12 protein-coding genes and 1 rRNA gene are annotated in these 16,411 nt (G+C 63.6%); 11 read left to right on the top strand and 2 right to left on the bottom strand.

The genetic code is table 11. The annotated features are described in order from the left end of the window. Positions 1-205 precede the first annotated feature (205 nt). Positions 206-319 (top strand): 5S ribosomal RNA (gene rrf / locus BTH42_RS21175). Positions 320-607: 288 nt separating this feature from the next. On the opposite strand, the gene BTH42_RS21170 is transcribed toward rrf, so the two are convergent. Continuing rightward, on the bottom strand, positions 608-1,804 hold the full coding sequence (locus BTH42_RS21170) for a M20 aminoacylase family protein (protein WP_075302996.1): 1,197 nt from the start codon (positions 1,802-1,804) through the stop codon (positions 608-610). Between the two features lie 194 nt (positions 1,805-1,998). Between BTH42_RS21170 and BTH42_RS21165 the strand changes: the two genes are divergently transcribed. Next, positions 1,999-4,077 (top strand): molybdopterin-dependent oxidoreductase, encoded by a 2,079-nt coding sequence (locus BTH42_RS21165; RefSeq protein ID WP_075302994.1) that lies wholly within the window; start codon positions 1,999-2,001, stop codon positions 4,075-4,077. Between the two features lie 146 nt (positions 4,078-4,223). Further along, the gene (locus BTH42_RS21160; protein ID WP_075302992.1) at positions 4,224-5,897 is read left to right on the top strand and encodes a long-chain fatty acid--CoA ligase; all 1,674 of its coding nucleotides are present in this window, start codon (positions 4,224-4,226) and stop codon (positions 5,895-5,897) included. 170 nt (positions 5,898-6,067) lie between these two features. Here BTH42_RS21160 and BTH42_RS21155 read toward each other — a convergent pair whose 3' ends face one another. Continuing rightward, positions 6,068-7,237, bottom strand: coding sequence for a porin (locus BTH42_RS21155; protein ID WP_075302990.1), 1,170 nt, complete (start codon positions 7,235-7,237; stop codon positions 6,068-6,070). Positions 7,238-7,542: 305 nt separating this feature from the next. Here BTH42_RS21155 and coq7 point away from each other — a divergent pair, with 305 nt between their 5' ends. The 8 genes from coq7 (at position 7,543) to mraY (ending at position 16,410) form a co-directional block, all read left to right on the top strand. Next, complete coding sequence (gene coq7, locus BTH42_RS21150) at positions 7,543-8,181, top strand: 2-polyprenyl-3-methyl-6-methoxy-1,4-benzoquinone monooxygenase (protein WP_075302988.1); 639 nt, start codon at positions 7,543-7,545, stop codon at positions 8,179-8,181. Positions 8,182-8,639: 458 nt separating this feature from the next. Next, positions 8,640-9,068: a division/cell wall cluster transcriptional repressor MraZ gene (gene mraZ, locus BTH42_RS21145; protein WP_075302986.1), complete on the top strand. Its 429-nt coding sequence runs from the start codon at positions 8,640-8,642 to the stop codon at positions 9,066-9,068. A 27-nt stretch (positions 9,069-9,095) separates the two neighbouring features. Next, positions 9,096-10,037, top strand: a complete 942-nt coding sequence (gene rsmH, locus BTH42_RS21140) for a 16S rRNA (cytosine(1402)-N(4))-methyltransferase RsmH (RefSeq protein ID WP_075302984.1) — start codon at positions 9,096-9,098, stop codon at positions 10,035-10,037. Then, positions 10,034-10,384 carry a cell division protein FtsL gene (ftsL, locus tag BTH42_RS21135; protein WP_075302982.1) on the top strand — a complete coding sequence of 117 codons (351 nt, stop codon included), beginning with the start codon at positions 10,034-10,036 and terminating at the stop codon, positions 10,382-10,384. The genes rsmH and ftsL overlap by 4 nt, the downstream gene beginning before the upstream one ends. Further along, positions 10,381-12,249 (top strand): penicillin-binding protein 2, encoded by a 1,869-nt coding sequence (locus tag BTH42_RS21130; protein ID WP_075302980.1) that lies wholly within the window; start codon positions 10,381-10,383, stop codon positions 12,247-12,249. The genes ftsL and BTH42_RS21130 overlap by 4 nt, the downstream gene beginning before the upstream one ends. Next, complete coding sequence (locus BTH42_RS21125) at positions 12,246-13,814, top strand: UDP-N-acetylmuramoyl-L-alanyl-D-glutamate--2,6-diaminopimelate ligase (protein WP_075302978.1); 1,569 nt, start codon at positions 12,246-12,248, stop codon at positions 13,812-13,814. Before BTH42_RS21130 ends, BTH42_RS21125 begins: the two co-directional genes overlap by 4 nt. Then, on the top strand, positions 13,811-15,223 hold the full coding sequence (gene murF, locus BTH42_RS21120) for a UDP-N-acetylmuramoyl-tripeptide--D-alanyl-D-alanine ligase (protein ID WP_075302976.1): 1,413 nt from the start codon (positions 13,811-13,813) through the stop codon (positions 15,221-15,223). The genes BTH42_RS21125 and murF overlap by 4 nt, the downstream gene beginning before the upstream one ends. A gap of 17 nt (positions 15,224-15,240) precedes the next feature. Next, the gene (gene mraY, locus BTH42_RS21115) at positions 15,241-16,410 is read left to right on the top strand and encodes a phospho-N-acetylmuramoyl-pentapeptide-transferase (protein ID WP_075302974.1); all 1,170 of its coding nucleotides are present in this window, start codon (positions 15,241-15,243) and stop codon (positions 16,408-16,410) included. Position 16,411 lies beyond the last annotated feature (1 nt).

Here is a 16,411-nt window from a genome sequence, read left to right as displayed (position 1 = left end):
CAGGTGTGCACGTACAGTAATGTACTGAGCTAACTGATACTAATTGCCCGTAAGGCTTGATCCTATAACAGGTGTGTCTTGTGAAAGAGCACGCTGTTGAGATCGGTGTTGTGCCAGAAACAACACAACCCCAAACACACGAATCCTTTACGCTTCTTCCAGATTGGCTGTGGCGCTCACAATAGCGACGCAGCAACCCGTCATGCCTGATGACCATAGCGAGTCGGTCCCACCCCTTCCCATCCCGAACAGGACCGTGAAACGACTCTACGCCGATGATAGTGCGGATTGCCCGTGTGAAAGTAGGTAATCGTCAGGCTTCTTATGCTGTATGTCCAGAACCCCGGTGTCTCCGAAAGAGAACCGGGGTTCTGGCGTTTACGCGGCTGTTTCAGAATAGAACCTCACCCTAGCGGTGGGGTTTTTTGCGTTTACACGTATCTTTGTGCGGCCTATACGGCGCCCGTACCGGATGCCGGCGTCGACAAACATACACATACGTGTCGACGCGGCTCTTGCTTTAGAGTTTCGTCCCGGACAACGCGCGGACAACAAACCAGCTGATCGGCGGGCGGGATATGCGTCCGCCTGTACGTCTCTTGCCCGGTTAATTCCCCTGCGCGAGAAACTTCTGCGCCAATCGAACCCAATACGTCGATCCGACCGGCAAGAGCTCGTCGTTGAAGTCATAGCTCGCGTTGTGCAGCATGCAGGGGCCCGCTCCGTGGCCTGCATCGCGGTGGCCGCCATCGCCATTGCCCAGAAAGGCATAGCAGCCCGGCTTCGCCAGCAACATGAAGGAAAAGTCTTCAGCGCCCATCGTGGGCTCAACCGCATCATCGACGTTTTCCGCGCCGACGATCTCCTTCATCACCGACGCGGCAAAGCGCGCTTCCTCGCTGCTGTTGATTGTCGGCGGGTAATTGCGGTGGAAGTGGACCTCGACGGTGCAATCGTACGCATCGGCGGTGCTTGCCGCGATCTTGCGCATACGCGATTCGATCAGATCGAGCGTCTCGGTGGTGAAGGTGCGCACTGTGCCCGCGATCCACGCGTCGTTAGGCACGACGTTGACGGCATCGCCGGCGTGAATCTGCGTGATCGACAAGACCGCGGTATCCAGCGGCTTCTTGTTGCGCGTAATGATGCTTTGCAGTCCGCTGGCGATCTGGACCGCGGTAAAGACCGGATCGCGACCATTGTGCGGCAGCGCCGCATGCGCGCCGACGCCCTTGATTTCAATCCGGAATTCATTGCTCGATGCCATGATCGGCCCTTCGGTGACACCGAAGTGTCCCGCTGGCATGCCCGGCCAGTTGTGGATGCCGAACACTGCATCGACGGGGAATTTGACGAACAGACCGTCGTCGATCATCGCCTGCGCGCCGGCGCCCCCTTCTTCGGCGGGCTGGAAAATGAACACGATCGTGCCGTCGAAATCGCCGTGTTTCGCCAGATAATGCGCCGCGCCGAGCAGCATCGCGGTATGTCCATCATGGCCGCACGCGTGCATTTTGCCCTCGTTTTGCGAGCGATGATTGAAGCTGTTCAGCTCCTGAATCGGCAACGCATCCATGTCGGCGCGCAGGCCGATCGCGCGTGAACTATTGCCGCGCTTCAATACGCCGACCACTCCGGTTTTGCCCAGCCCTCGGTGCGTCTCGATGCCCCACGACTCGAGCGTGCGCGCGACCAGATCGGCCGTCGCCGTCTCTTCATAGCGCAGTTCAGGATGGGCGTGGATGGTTCGTCGGAGGGTCTGGATTTCGCCGCGCGCGGCCTGGATTTCGGGGATCAGTTTCATGATGGCGTGAGGATGCGTTTGCGCTTGACTTGCGTGGGATCGCCCGGGGCCAGTCGGCCGGGGGCACTCGGGATAATTCATTCTACGCCGAAGGCTTTTTTGGCGGCACCACCCGGGCCGGGGGACGATTGGCGTAATAAAATTCTGTTTTGCCCGACCACCGCCGGCGCACCGCTCGCCAGGACAGATTGCCGATGAACGCCCCGACCGAATTTGCGCGCGCCGTGTGCCCGCACGATTGCCCCGACACCTGCGCGATGCGCGTGACCGTCGACAACGGGCGGGCGATCAAGGTAGTCGGCGATCCTGACCATCCGCCCACGCAAGGCGTGCTGTGCACGAAGGTCAGCCGCTACGCCGACCGGGTAAATCATCCGAAGCGGCTGACGACGCCGATGAAACGCATCGGCCGCAAAGGCGAGGGCCGTTTCGAGCCGATCAGTTGGGATGAGGCGCTCGAACTCGCCGCCAGCCGCCTCGCGGAAATCGCACGCCGCGCGCCGGAGGCGATCCTGCCGTACAGCTACGCGGGCACGATGGGCCTCGTGCAGGGCGACAGCATTGCGCAGCGCTTTTTCCACAAGCTCGGCGCGTCGCAGCTCGATCGCACGATCTGTGCGGCAGCGGGCGCCGCAGGTCTGAAGTACACGTACGGCGCGGGCATCGGGATGCACACGGAGTTCTTCGCCGAGAGCGACGTGATCCTGATCTGGGGCGCCAATCCGATCGCTTCGAACCTGCATTTCTGGACCCGGGCTCAGGAGGCAAAGCGGCACGGCGCGCGTCTGATTGCGATCGATCCGTATCGCTCGCTGACCGCGGAGAAATGTCATCAGCACATCGCGCTGAAACCCGGCACGGACGGCGCACTCGCGCTCGGCATGATGAACGTGCTGATCACCGAGGACCTGCTCGACCACGAGTACATCGCCGCGCACACGCTGGGCTTCGCCGAACTGAAGGCCCGTGCGCTCAGTTATCCTCTGTCGCGGGTTAGCGAGATCTGCGGGGTCGAAGAGCAGGTGATCGCCGAACTTGCGCGACTTTACGGCAGCACGAAAAAAGCGTCGATCCGTCTGAACTACGGTCTGCAGCGGGTGCGCGGCGGCGGCAACGCGGTGCGCGCGATCGCCTGTCTGCCGTCGTTGACCGGCGCATGGCGGGAGCGCTCCGGTGGGGCATTGCTGTCGTCGAGCGGTTGGGCGCCGGTCGATTCTCATGCATTGCAGCGCCCTGACCTGATGCCCGGCTGGCCCTCTAAACCGAGCCGCGTCGTCAATATGAATGCGATCGGTGACGCGCTGCTGCATCCAGGCGACGCGACGTTCGGCCCGAAGATCGAGGCGATCGTCGTCTACAACTCGAATCCCGTCGCGGTCGCGCCCGACTCCGAGCGGGTCGCCGCCGGTTTTGCGCGCGACGATCTGTTCACGATCGTGCTCGAGCATTTCCAGACCGACACCGCGGACTACGCCGACCTGCTGCTGCCGGCCACGACGCAGCTCGAACATCTCGACGTGCACAAGTCGTACGGCCACACCTACGTGATGGCCAACCTGCCCGCGGTCGAGCCGGTCGGCGACGCGCGCCCGAACACGGAAATTTTCCGCGGCCTCGCGCGCCGGATGGGACTCACCGAGCCGGCGCTATTCGACAGCGACGAAGCCGTTGCCCAGGCCGCTTTCCGCTGGGACGACAAACTGCTCGAAGGCGTGGACTGGCCGGCGCTGAAGCAGAACGGCTGGGCCCGCCTCAAGCTGCCCGACGCGCCGTTCGCCGCGGGCGGTTTCCGCACCCCGTCCGGTAAATGCGAGTTCTATAGTGAGCGTCTCGCGCAACAGGGCCTCGACCCGCTGCCCGATTATCTGCCGCCTTACGAATCCGCCGACGGCGCACCCGAACTCGCGGCTCGCTATCCACTCGCGATGATTTCACCGCCCGCGCGCAACTTCCTGAACAGCACCTTCGTGAACATCGAGAGTCTGCGCGCGACGGAAGGCGAGCCGCACCTGGACATCCATCCGGCCGACGCGCACGCGCGCAATATCGCCGATGGCGAGCAGGTGCGCATCTTCAACGATCGCGGCTCGATGCAAGCGCGCGCCCGCGTGACCGACAGGGCGCGCGAGGGCCTCGTGGTCGGCTTGTCGATCTGGTGGAAAAAGCTCGCGCCCGACGGCCACAACGCGAACCAGCTGACGAGCCAGGCGCTCACCGACCTCGGCGGATCGGCGACGTTTTATGACTGCCTCGTCGAAGTCGAGCGAGCCTGAAACCACGCTGCACATTGAGCTTGCGTCCCGGCCTCGCTAGTTCGAGGCCGCCGTCTAACCTCGTCGCTTTCGCCATTGGCAGGAATATGCCCATGCTACGATGCGTTTTTAGCACGACCATTCGAAAATAATTCAGGAGACGCTGCATGGAGAAAATCTGGCTGAAATCTTATCCGCCCGGCGTTCCCGCAGAGATCGACCCGACGCGCTATGCGTCGGTAGCCGAGTTGCTCGAGGAAGCCTTTCGCGAACACCGCGTGAAGCCGGCGTTCGTCTGCATGGGTAAGGAAATTAGCTACGGGGAACTCGATACGCTGTCGCGCAATCTAGCCGCGTGGCTGCAGTCGAAGGGACTCGCGCGCGGCGCCCGCGTCGCGATCATGATGCCGAACGTGCTGCAATATCCGGTCGCGATCGCCGCGATTCTGCGCGCGGGCTATGTGGTCGTGAACGTGAATCCGCTCTACACGCCGCGCGAGCTCGAGCATCAACTGAAGGACAGCGGCGCCGAAGCGATCATCCTGCTCGAGAATTTCGCCGGCACCTTGCAGGCGATCGCGCGCAACACGCCGGTCAAGCATATCGTCGTCGCGGCGATGGGCGACCTGATGGGGATCAAGGGGCCGCTCGTGAACTTCGTCGTGCGCAAGGTGAAAAAGATGGTGCCGGCGTGGAATCTGCCCGGCCACATCAAGTTCAACGATGCAGTCGCGCAAGGCGCGCGCGCGACCTTCAAGCCGGTCCAGCAAGGCCCTGACGACATCGCGTTTCTGCAGTACACCGGCGGCACGACGGGCGTGGCCAAGGGCGCGACGCTGCTGCACCGGAACCTGATCGCGAATGTATTGCAGTCCGAAGTGTGGCTCAATCCGGTACGCGAAAATCGCACCGATATCAAACAGTTCATCACCGTTGTAGCGCTGCCGCTGTATCACGTGTTCGCGCTCACCGTGTGCGGTCTGCTGACGATCCGCACCGGCGGTCTCGGCGTGTTGATCCCGAATCCGCGCGACATCCCCGGCATGATCAAGTCGCTCGAAGGCTACGCGATCACGACGATTCCCGCGGTCAACACGCTCTATAACGCGATGTTGAACAGCCCCGATTTCCACAAGCTCGATTTCTCGAAGCTGCTGACCGCGAACGGCGGCGGCATGGCCGTGCAGGAAGCGGTTGCGAAGCGCTGGTTCGAGCTCACGCGCACGCCGATCGTCGAAGGTTATGGGTTGTCCGAAACGTCGCCGTGCGTGACCTGCAATCCGGTCACCGCGACCGAATACAGCGGCACGATCGGTCTGCCGCTGCCGTCCACCGAAATCTCGATTCGCGACGACGACGGCAACGAAGTGCCGCCCGGCCAGGCCGGCGAGATCTGCATCCGCGGCCCGCAGGTGATGGCCGGCTACTGGAATCGTCCGGACGAGACCGCGAAGGTGATGACCGCGGACGGCTTCTTCAAATCGGGCGACGTCGGCGTGATGAGCGCCGACGGCTTCGTGAAGATCGTCGATCGCAAGAAGGACATGATTCTGGTCTCCGGTTTCAACGTTTATCCGAACGAGATCGAGGACGTCGTCGCGAAGCTGCCGGGCGTGTTCGAAGTTGCCGCGGTCGGTGTGCCCGATCAGCACTCGGGTGAGGCGGTCAAACTGTTCGTCGTGAAGAAAGATCAGTCGCTGACCGACGACCAGATCTTCGCGTACTGCAAAACGCAATTGACCGGCTATAAGCGGCCCAAGCTGGTCGAATTTCGCACGGAACTGCCGAAGAGCAATGTCGGCAAGATTCTGCGTCGCGAGTTGCGCGACGGCAGGGCGTAAGCCTACCTGAGCGCACCTGAGCGCTCATCGTCGAGGAGTACCGCAAAGCCCGGCGCACGAAAGTGCGCCGGGCTTTTTTCTCGCCGATTTCCAGCGTCACGCGCCCAAACGCCGCGCATAAAAAAAGGCGCCCGAAGGCGCCTTTGAGACAACTGCGTATTTACGACTTATTAGAACTTGTGACGGATACCGACGCGAGCGGCGAACTGGTTGTTCGTCGTCGAGCCCGTCAGACCGTTGATGTTTGCCGTTGCTTCGACAACGCGGCCAGTCGTGGTCACGGTGTCGCCCAGCGCGTGCTGGTACACGCCGATCACGTAGACGTCGGTACGCTTGGACAGGAAGTAATCCACGCCCAGTGCGCCCTGGTGGTATTGAGCGCGCGAGCTGCCTTCGATATCGTCGCCGCGCGTGTAGTCATACGCTGCGCCGACCAGCAGTGCCGGGGTCAACTGGTACTTGAAGTTGATTTCGGCGTTGTTGAAGGTTGCCTTCTGGCCAGCGAACGGCGATGCGAACGTCTTGCCCAGGTTGCCGAACTGGATGTTCGAGTACGTCAGGCCGACCGTTGCCGCGCCGAACGTGTATGCGCCGCCTGCACCGATAACCTGGTACGTGTTAGCCGACGTGAAGCCCGAGTACACCGTGCTCGTCACTGCCGCTGCCGGTGCCGCGATCGTGCCGCCGTTGTTGAACAGGCCGCCCGAAGCTGCCGGCGTGCGTGCGTTCAAATAGCCGACGCCCAATGCCAACGGGCCGTTGTTGTAGCCAGCGCCCAACGACCAGATCTGGTTGCCGGTGAAGTTGCCTGCCTGGCCGCCGAAGCTGTACGTGCCGCCGAACGTCAGGCCGCCGTAGTTCGCGCTCGTGTACTTGACCGTGTTGTTGGTGCGGTACGCGTTGTTGAAGTTGTCGATGTCGCCCGGGTGAGCAGCGATGTAGCCGCCCCACTGGTCGCCCGCTTCGAACGGACCGACGTAGTCGACCACGGAGTCGTACTGACGACCCAGCGTGACCGTGCCGAACTGGCTGCCCAGACCGACGTATGCCTGACGACCGAACATCAGGCCTTTCTGGCCGAGTGAGCCGTTGGTCACGTCAAAGCCGTTTTCCAACACGAACAGAGCCTTCAGACCGCCGCCCAGATCTTCCGTGCCGCGCAGGCCGAAACGCGAGCCTTGCAGGACGCCGCTGGACATATCGTACTTATGCGAGCCGCCCGAGTTGGTATTCATGTTGATACCAACGTCGACGATACCGTACAGGGTCACGCTGCTCTGAGCATGTGCGACGCCTGCGAATGCGCCCAATGCTGCGAGAGCGAGAAGCGACTTTTTCATCGAATGATCTCCAAGGATTACGAATCTTTTGTACAAGGCGAAATATTTAATTAGCGCTGAGGGCCTTGCTATTCCAACTTCGCGAGAAGTTGCCACGTAATGTAACAAAAGGCATACATGGGACAAAGAAAAAGGAGACGCCCTGGACGGTGCCTGTTTCGTTTACGCAACATGGTCTAAAATCGGAAATTGGTCGCCAATTTCATGCGGATTCGAGCTTTCCGCGCAGCCGGTTTTGCGTCGCAAAGCCTTGTCGCGCGGAGCATCCGGATCGATCGGCCGGTTGTCGGATCACGGAGTGCTTTATGTTGCTGGACGAGTTGATTAGCGAGTTTGATCGGGGTTTACGCTCACTGACGGGCGTGTCGCGGATGAGTCGTCCGCTGCCGGTTCCGAAGGCATCCGCGGCGCTGGCCGAGGCGCCCGAATTGTCGGCGGCCGAACGCGCGCATGCGGCCGGTTTGATGCGTGTGAATCACGTCGGTGAGGTGTGCGCGCAGGCGCTTTATCAGGCGCAGAAATTCGCGACCCGCTCGCCGTCGGTACGCGCGATGTTCGACCACGCGGCGACCGAGGAAGAAGATCATCTGGCGTGGACCGCGAAGCGTCTCGAAGCGCTCGACTCGCGTCCGAGTCTGCTCAATCCGCTGTGGTACGCGGGCGCATTGGCCGTCGGTCTGGCCGCCGGACGCATGGGCGATCGCGTGAGTCTCGGCTTCATGGCCGAAACCGAGCGCCAGGTCGAGCAGCATCTGGACAGTCACCTCGAACAACTGCCCGCCGCCGATCACGAATCGCGCGCGATCGTCGAACAGATGCGTATCGACGAAGCGCAGCACGGCAAGTCCGCAATGGACGCGGGCGGTGTCGAGTTGCCGTTTCCCGCGCGCGCGCTGATGCGCGCGATGTCGAAGGTGATGACGCGCACTGCATATTACATATGAGCTAAAACGCGGAGCGCTCGCCGCTGAACACAGCGTCGCGAGGTCCGCGCGGCTCTCTCGCCAGAACGAGTTTTGCAGGAGTGGGACGGCGCCGCGCGCGCCGCTCTCACCGGTCCCCGCAGCCCCGCCTGAATCCCTCCAAACCCGCTTAACGATTCCTTTCAATCCGCGCTGTTCCCCCGCACTTTTCACGTATCACCTTCACAAGCTTCACTAGCTCATTCATTTATAACGGTTTTCCGTTTTATGTCTGATGTGAAGGAGTCGCGCTAAGTCCTTGTTCTAGCAAACAAAATCCGCCCGAAAACGAACTGGCTCCCTTGACCCGTGTTTAGCGTTCCTCTAAAGTGGGAGACAGTGTGAGAAAGTGTATTTTTGTGTGATCTGAGTGGCACTTTCGGGTAGATTTTCACGAATCGGGAAGCCGGCGCAACAGCGTCGCGAGAGGGGAGAGCGAAGTGTTCCAAGGGGCGTCGGCGCTGACGCTCGATGCGAAAGGGCGGATGTCGATTCCCTCTCGCTATCGGGATGCGCTGCAGACACAGGCAGAGGGCCGGGTGACGATCACCAAGCACCCGGACGGCTGCCTGTGGCTGTTTCCGCGCCCCGAATGGGAAATCTTTCGCGACAAGGTCGACAAGCTGCCGATGAACGCAGCCTGGTGGAAACGCATTTTTCTCGGCAACGCAATGGATGTGGATATGGACGGCGCAGGCCGCGTGCTCGTGTCGCCGGAGTTGCGCGCGGCCGGCTCGCTGGAGAGGGAAGTGACCTTGCTCGGAATGGGGCGTCACTTCGAATTGTGGGACGCCCAGATTTACGCCGCGAAGGAACAGGCGGCGATCGCCGAGGGCATGCCCGACGCGTTGAAAGACTTCACGTTCTGATCGCGGCTTAACTTTATGGCATCTGCGATGGGAAACGAATTGCAGCATCGCACGGTGCTGCTCAACGAAGCGGTCGATGCGCTGGTCACACGCGCCGACGGCACGTATGTGGACGGCACCTTCGGCCGTGGCGGTCATAGCCGCCTCGTGCTGGAGCGGCTGGGCGAAGCGGGTCGGCTGATCTCGTTCGACAAGGATCCGCTCGCGATCGCGACGGCGCAAAAGATCACGGATCCGCGCTTCGCGATCGTGCACGAGAGTTTTGCTTCACTGCGCTCGGCGATGGCGGAGCGCGGCGTAGGGCGTGTGTCGGGCGTGTTGCTCGATCTGGGCGTGTCGTCGCCGCAAATCGACGACCCGGAGCGGGGCTTCAGCTTCCGCGCCGAAGGCCCGCTCGACATGCGGATGGACCCGACGCGCGGCGAGTCCGCGGCGGACTGGCTCGCGCGGGCCACGGTGCAGGAACTGACGGAGGTGATACGAGATTATGGGGAAGAACGGTTTGCTTTTCAGATTGCAAAGGCGCTTGTTGCTCGCCGGGCAGAGTCCGACCGTCTTGGGCCTCTCGTCAGCACGGGCGAGCTTGCCCAAATCGTGGCTAACGTCGTCAAAACCCGTGAGAAGGGCAAGGACCCGGCAACCCGCACCTTTCAGGCTATACGGATTCACGTCAATCAAGAGCTTGCGGAGCTGCAAGTCGTTCTAGAAGCAGCATTGTCGTTGTTGGAGCAAGGGGGGCGGCTGGTGGTCATCAGCTTTCATTCGCTCGAGGACAGGATCGTCAAGCGATTCATGCAGGCGCACGCGAGTACGCCGGCGGTCGACCGCCGGCTGCCGATTCGCGCGGTCGACCTGCCCAGCCCGCCGCTCAAGATCATCGGCCGCGTATTCGCGAGCGACGCTGAAGTCGCCGACAACCCGCGCTCCCGTTCTGCCGTGATGCGCGTGGCGGAGCGGATCGCGCCATGAACCGCCTCAATATCTTCCTGCTGATCATTGTGATGGGCTGTGCCTTGTCGGTCGTCAACGCGACCAATCAGCAGCGTCAGATCTTTATCCAGTTGCAGCGCGCCCAATCGCAGGAGCGCCAGCTGCAGCAGGACTATTCGCAGCTTCAATATCAGCAGAGCGCGCTGTCGAAGACCTCGCGCATCGAGCAGATCGCCACCGCATCGCTGAAGATGCAGTCGGTCACCACCGGCCGTACCCAATACCTGACGCTCGACGCGGGCGCCGCGAAGGCGCAGGACGCGCCGATTCCGACTTCCGCTCCGGCCTCGGCGCCGGTCGCGACCCGTCGCGGAGGCGCGCGATGAAAAAATCGTCGTCGGCTCACAAGAGCGTCGCGTTTTCGGCCAATCCGATCCTCTCGGTCCGTCTGCCGATGTGGCGCTCGAAACTCGTCGTGTTCCTGCTGTTCATGGCGTTCGTCGCGCTGGCCGCGCGCGCGTTCTGGATTCAGGGCCCGGGTAACGCGTTCTATCTGAAGCAGGGCGAAATCCGCTATCAGCGCCGCCTCGAATTGCCGGCCACGCGCGGCAAGATTCTCGACCGCAACGGCCTCGTGCTCGCGACGAGTCTGCCGGTGCGCGCGATCTGGGCGATTCCCGAGTCGGTGCCGGACGACCTCGGCGCGGACAAACTCACCGCGCTCGGCAAGCTGCTCGGCATGAGCGAGAAGGAACTGCGCCGGAAGCTGTCGGAAGACAAGACCTTCGTCTACGTGAAGCGCCAGGTGCCGGTCGACGTCGCGGCCAAAGTCACCGCGCTGGAAATCCCCGGCATTTACTCGCGCGACGAATACAAGCGCTTCTATCCGGAAGGCGAAATCACCGCTCACCTGATCGGCTTCACGAACGTCGAGGACGAGGGCCAGGAAGGCGTCGAGCTCGGCGACCAGAAGCTGCTCGCGGGCGTGTCGGGCAGCCGTCGCGTGATCAAGGACCGGATGGGCCACATCATCGAGGATGTGGACGAGCAGGTCGTGCCGCACAACGGTAAGGACGTCGATCTGTCGATCGACAGCAAGATCCAGTACATCGCGTACACGAACCTGAAAGCGGCGGTCGAGAAGTTCAAGGCGAAGGCCGGCGCGGCGATGGTGATCGACGTGCGCACCGGCGAAGTGCTCGCGCTCGTCAATTACCCGACCTACAACCCGAACGACCGCTCGCACCTGACCGGCGACCAGCTGCGCAACCGCATCCTGACCGACACCTTCGAACCGGGCTCGATCATGAAGCCGTTCACGGTGTCGCTCGCGCTCGACCTGCATCGCGTAACGCCGAATACACTGGTAGATACGGGCAACGGCCACTTCGTGCTGGACGGCGCGCCGATCACCGACGACGCCGGCTTCGGCGTGCTGACCGTCGGCGGCGTGATCCAGAAGTCGAGCAACATCGGCGCGACCAAGATCGCGATGCAGCTGCGCCCGGAAGAGATGTGGAATATGTATACGAGCATCGGTCTCGGTCAGGCGCCGAAGGTCGGCTTCCCCGGCGCGGCGGCGGGCCGTCTGCGGCAGTGGAAAAACTGGCGCCGGATCGAGCAGGCGACCATGTCGTACGGCTACGGTCTGTCGGTGTCGCTGTTCCAGCTTGGCCGCGCGTACACCGCGATCGCGCACGACGGCGAAATCATGCCGGTCACGATCTTTCACACGCCGGGCGACCAGCCGGCTACCGGCCCGCAGATCTTCTCGCCGACCACCGCGCGCCAGGTGCGCGCGATGCTCGAAACCGTGGTGTCCGCGCAAGGCACGTCGCCGGATGCGGCGGTGCCCGGCTATCGCGTCGGCGGCAAGAGCGGTACCGCGTACAAGCACGGTCCGCACGGCTACGACCACTCCAAATACCGCGCGTCGTTCGTCGGCATGGCGCCGATGCCGAATCCGCGCATCGTCGTCGCGGTGTCGGTCGACGAACCGACCGCCGGCAGCCACTTCGGCGGTCAGGTGTCGGGCCCGGTGTTCTCCGGCATCGTCGGCGATACGCTGCGCGCGCTTAACGTGCCGCCGGACATGCCGGTCAAGCAGATGGTGGTGTCCGACGACTCGGCGCCGGCCGCGCCCGGCGCGCCGGCCACCCAGGCTCAGGCGAAGAAGCAGCCCCCGAATGCCGGCGTGAAAAAGATGACCATTTCCGCCAACACGAAGAATCATCCAGGAGTCGAGCGATGAGCGCGCTGCGCGAGCAACATCCAGCGCACCGGCAGGTCGCCGACGCCCTCGCATGGCTGCGGGCGCGCCTGCAGCCGGGCGCGCATCTGCACGCGGACACCCGCACGCTCGTGGCCGGCGACGGCTTTTTTGCGTACGCGGTCGACGGCGCGGACAACCGCCCGCATATCGCCACCGCGCTCGAACGCGGCGCGGCCGCCGTGTTGGTGCAGCCCGAAGGTTTCAACGGCACGCTCGATGCGGCCGTCGCACACCCGGTGCCCGCGTTGAACGAACTCGCCGGCACGATCGCGAGCGCGTGGTATCGGGATCCGAGCGACGCGATGCTCGCGGTCGGCATCACCGGCACCAACGGCAAGACCTCGTGCAGCCAGTGGGTCGCATCGGCGCTGTCGGCGCTCGGCACACGCTGCGCGATTGTCGGCACGCTCGGCAGCGGCTTTCCGGGCCAGCTCGCACACACCGGTTTCACGACGCCCGATGCGCCGCAGCTGCAACGCAGCCTCGCGCAGTTGCGCGACGCCGGCGCGAAGGCGGTGGCGATGGAAGTGTCGTCGCATGCGCTGCATCAGGGCCGGGTGAACGGCACCGCGTTCGATATCGCGGTGTTCACCAATCTGACTCAGGACCACCTCGACTACCACGGCACCTTCGACGCGTACGAAGCGGCGAAAGCGCGCCTGTTCGCGTGGCCGGAACTGCGCGCGGCCGTGATCAATCGCGACGATGCCGCCGGCCGGCGTCTGCTCGCGAGCACGCAGGGCCACGCGCGCACGATCGCGTATGGCGTCGACCCGGCGCCGGCCGGCACGCAGCAGCAGACGCAGCAAATGCCGCCGGCCGACGCGTGGCTGCTCGCATCGAACGTGCGCGCGACCGCGACCGGCACCGCGTTCCATCTGGACACGTCGGACTGGGGCAACGCCGAAGTCGAGGTGCAGACGCTGGGTCTCTTCAACGTCAGCAATCTGCTCGCTGTGCTCGGCACGCTGCTCGCCGCCGACGTGAAGTTCGACGCGGCGCTGGCCGAACTCGCAAAGCTCGAGCCGGTGAACGGCCGCATGGAACGTCTCGGCGGCCGGCTGCAAAACGACGAACCGCTGGTTGTAATCGATTACGCGCACACGCCCGACGCGCTCGAAAAGACCCTCGAAGCACTGCGCCCGATCGCGACCGCGCGCGGCGGCGAACTGATCTGCATGTTCGGCTGCGGCGGCGACCGCGACGCGACCAAGCGTCCGCTGATGGGCGCGATCGCCGAGCGCCTCGCGGACGGCCTCGTCGTCACCAGCGACAACCCGCGCAGCGAAGATCCGCTCGCGATCATCGAACAGATCGCGGCGGGCATGCACGACGCGTCGAAGGCGCGCCGCATCGAGGACCGCGCGAGCGCGATCCTGCAGGCGATCCGCGGCGCCGCGCGCGAAGACGTGATCGTGCTGGCCGGCAAGGGCCACGAAGCCACACAGGAAATCATGGGCAAGAAACGCGCTTTCTCCGATCAGGACCATGCCCGTCTGGCGCTCGCCGCGCGGGCCACGCAAGCACGCGGAGGTGGCGAATGAGCATGTTTTCACTACGCGCGGCAGCCGCGCAAATTCCGGGCGCAACCGTAGTCGGCGACGACAGCGTGCGCTTCGAACGGGTGTCGACCGACAGCCGCAGCGCCGGCCCCGGCGATCTGTTCATCGCGATCAAGGGCGATCGTTTCGACGCGCACGACTTCCTGCCGCAAGTCGCGGCGCGCAACGTCGCGGCCGTACTGGCGGCGCGCACGCCGGACAACTGGACTGTACCGACGCTGCGCGTCGCCGATACGCGGGTCGCGCTCGGCGCGCTCGCGCGCGGCTGGCGTCGCCAGTTCGAGTTGCCGCTGGTTGCCGTGACCGGCAGCAACGGCAAGACCACGGTCAAGGAAATGATCGCGTCGATCTTCGCCGCGGCAGTCGGCGCGGATGCGCGCCTCGCGACCGCCGGCAATTTCAACAACGACATCGGTCTGCCGCTGACGCTGTTCCGTCTGCACGCCGCGCATCGGCTCGCGGTGGTCGAACTCGGGATGAATCATCCGGGCGAAACCGAACTGCTCGCGAAGCTCGCCGAGCCGACGGTCGCCGTCGTCAACAACGCGCAGCGCGAGCACCAGGAATTCATGGCGACCGTCGAAGCGGTCGCGCTCGAACATGCGAGCGTGATTCACGCGCTGCCGCCGGAAGGCACGGCGGTGTTCCCCGCTGACGACGCCTACGCGAGCATCTGGCGCGTCGCCGCGACCGGCAACCGCATCATGGATTTCGCGCTGAACAACGCGGAGCGCACGACCGAAGCCGCGGTGACGGGTCGCTTCGACGGCAAGCATCTGAGCGTCGAGACCCCGCAAGGCCACCTCGACATCACGCTGCAGGTACTCGGCGACCACAACGCGCACAACGCGCTCGCCGCGACCTCGGCGGCGCTGGCCGCCGGCGTGTCGCTCGATGCGATCAAACGCGGTCTCGAATCGTTCGGCCCGGTGAAGGGCCGTCTGCAGGTCAAGCAGGCGGCGCTCGGCACGCTGGCCGGCGCGACCGTGATCGACGACACCTACAACGCGAATCCCGATTCGATGCGCGCGGCAATCGACGTGCTCGCCTCGCGCGCATCGCCGCGAGTGCTCGTAATGGGCGACATGGGCGAAGTCGGCGACCACGGTCCGGCGTTTCACCGCGAAATCGGTGCATATGCGAAAGAGCGCGGTATCGACGCGCTGTATGCACTGGGCGACGCCTCGCGCGACGCGTGCAGCGCATACGGCACAACTGCGCACCACTTCGCCGATGTCGGCGCGCTGGTCGCGCAACTCGAGCAGGCCGGCTTCGGCGCGGCAGCAACGCTTCTCGTGAAAGGCTCGCGCTTCATGCAGATGGAGCGCGTGGTGGACGCCGTTACGAGTCCACAACCCAACGCTGCGGGCAACACGCCCGCCGCACATTGAAATAGAAGGACCGAAGCATGCTACTGGCGCTGGCGCAATGGCTGCAGAATGACGCAACCTTCCTGCGCGTGTTCAGTTATCTGACGTTTCGCGCGGTGATGGCGTCCATCACCGCGTTGTTGATCGGGCTCGTCTGCGGCCCGGCGGTGATTCGCAAGCTGACCGCGATGAAGGTCGGCCAGGCCGTCCGCAAGGATGGTCCGCAAACCCACCTCGTCAAATCCGGCACGCCGACCATGGGCGGCGTGCTGATTCTGCTCGGCATCGGCGTTGCGACGCTGCTGTGGGCCGACCTGACCAACCGCTTCATCTGGATCGTGATCCTCGTTACGTTCGGCTTCGGCGTGATCGGCTGGGTCGACGATTACCGCAAGGTCGTCTACAAGGACCCGCGCGGGATGTCGTCGCGCGAGAAGTATTTCTGGCAGTCGGTGATCGGCCTGTTCGCGGCGGTGTATCTCGCGTTCAGCGTGTCCGAGGCGAACAACGTGCGGGTCTTCGACCTGTTCATGGCGTGGGTGCGCAGCGGCCTGTCGATGGGGCTGCCGGCGCGCGCCGACCTGCTGGTGCCGTTCTTCAAGTCGATCACCTATCCGCTCGGCGTGTGGGGCTTCATCGTGCTCACGTATCTGGTGATCGTCGGTGCGAGCAACGCGGTGAATCTGACCGACGGCCTCGACGGCCTCGTGATCATGCCGGTCGTGCTGGTCGGCGCGTCTCTCGGCGTGTTCGCGTACGTGATGGGCAGCTCGGTCTATTCGAAGTACCTGCTGTTTCCGCACATTCCGGGCGCGGGCGAATTGCTGATCTTCTGCTCGGCGATGGGCGGCGCGGGCCTCGCGTTCCTGTGGTTCAACACTCACCCGGCGCAGATGTTCATGGGCGACGTCGGCGCGCTCGCGCTCGGCGGCGCGCTCGGCACGGTCGCGGTAATCGTGCGCCAGGAGATCGTGCTGTTCATCATGGGCGGCATTTTCGTCGCCGAAACGCTGTCGGTGATGCTGCAGGTCACGTGGTTCAAATACACCAAGCGCCGTTACGGCGAAGGGCGGCGCTTCTTCAAGATGGCGCCGCTGCATCACCATTTCGAATTGTCCGGCTGGAAGGAAACCCAGGTGGTGGTGCGGTTCTGGATCATCACGTTGATGCTGTGTCTGTTCGGTTTGTCCACACTCAAGCTGCGTTAAG

The sequence above is a fragment of the Burkholderia sp. SRS-W-2-2016 genome, assembly GCF_001931485.1.
GTDB lineage: Bacteria > Pseudomonadota > Gammaproteobacteria > Burkholderiales > Burkholderiaceae > Paraburkholderia.
This window is presented reverse-complemented; position numbering and strand designations above follow the sequence as displayed.

Excerpts from the sequence above, each read along its gene's own strand:
- BTH42_RS21170 (WP_075302996.1), bottom strand. The coding sequence starts at position 1,804 with ATGAAACTGATCCCCGAAATCCAGGCCGCGCGCGGCGAAATCCAGACC.
- BTH42_RS21165 (WP_075302994.1), top strand. The coding sequence starts at position 1,999 with ATGAACGCCCCGACCGAATTTGCGCGCGCCGTGTGCCCGCACGATTGC.
- BTH42_RS21160 (WP_075302992.1), top strand. The coding sequence starts at position 4,224 with ATGGAGAAAATCTGGCTGAAATCTTATCCGCCCGGCGTTCCCGCAGAG.
- BTH42_RS21155 (WP_075302990.1), bottom strand. The coding sequence starts at position 7,237 with ATGAAAAAGTCGCTTCTCGCTCTCGCAGCATTGGGCGCATTCGCAGGC.
- coq7 (WP_075302988.1), top strand. The coding sequence starts at position 7,543 with ATGTTGCTGGACGAGTTGATTAGCGAGTTTGATCGGGGTTTACGCTCA.
- rsmH (WP_075302984.1), top strand. The coding sequence starts at position 9,096 with ATGGGAAACGAATTGCAGCATCGCACGGTGCTGCTCAACGAAGCGGTC.
- ftsL (WP_075302982.1), top strand. The coding sequence starts at position 10,034 with ATGAACCGCCTCAATATCTTCCTGCTGATCATTGTGATGGGCTGTGCC.
- BTH42_RS21130 (WP_075302980.1), top strand. The coding sequence starts at position 10,381 with ATGAAAAAATCGTCGTCGGCTCACAAGAGCGTCGCGTTTTCGGCCAAT.
- BTH42_RS21125 (WP_075302978.1), top strand. The coding sequence starts at position 12,246 with ATGAGCGCGCTGCGCGAGCAACATCCAGCGCACCGGCAGGTCGCCGAC.
- murF (WP_075302976.1), top strand. The coding sequence starts at position 13,811 with ATGAGCATGTTTTCACTACGCGCGGCAGCCGCGCAAATTCCGGGCGCA.
- mraY (WP_075302974.1), top strand. The coding sequence starts at position 15,241 with ATGCTACTGGCGCTGGCGCAATGGCTGCAGAATGACGCAACCTTCCTG.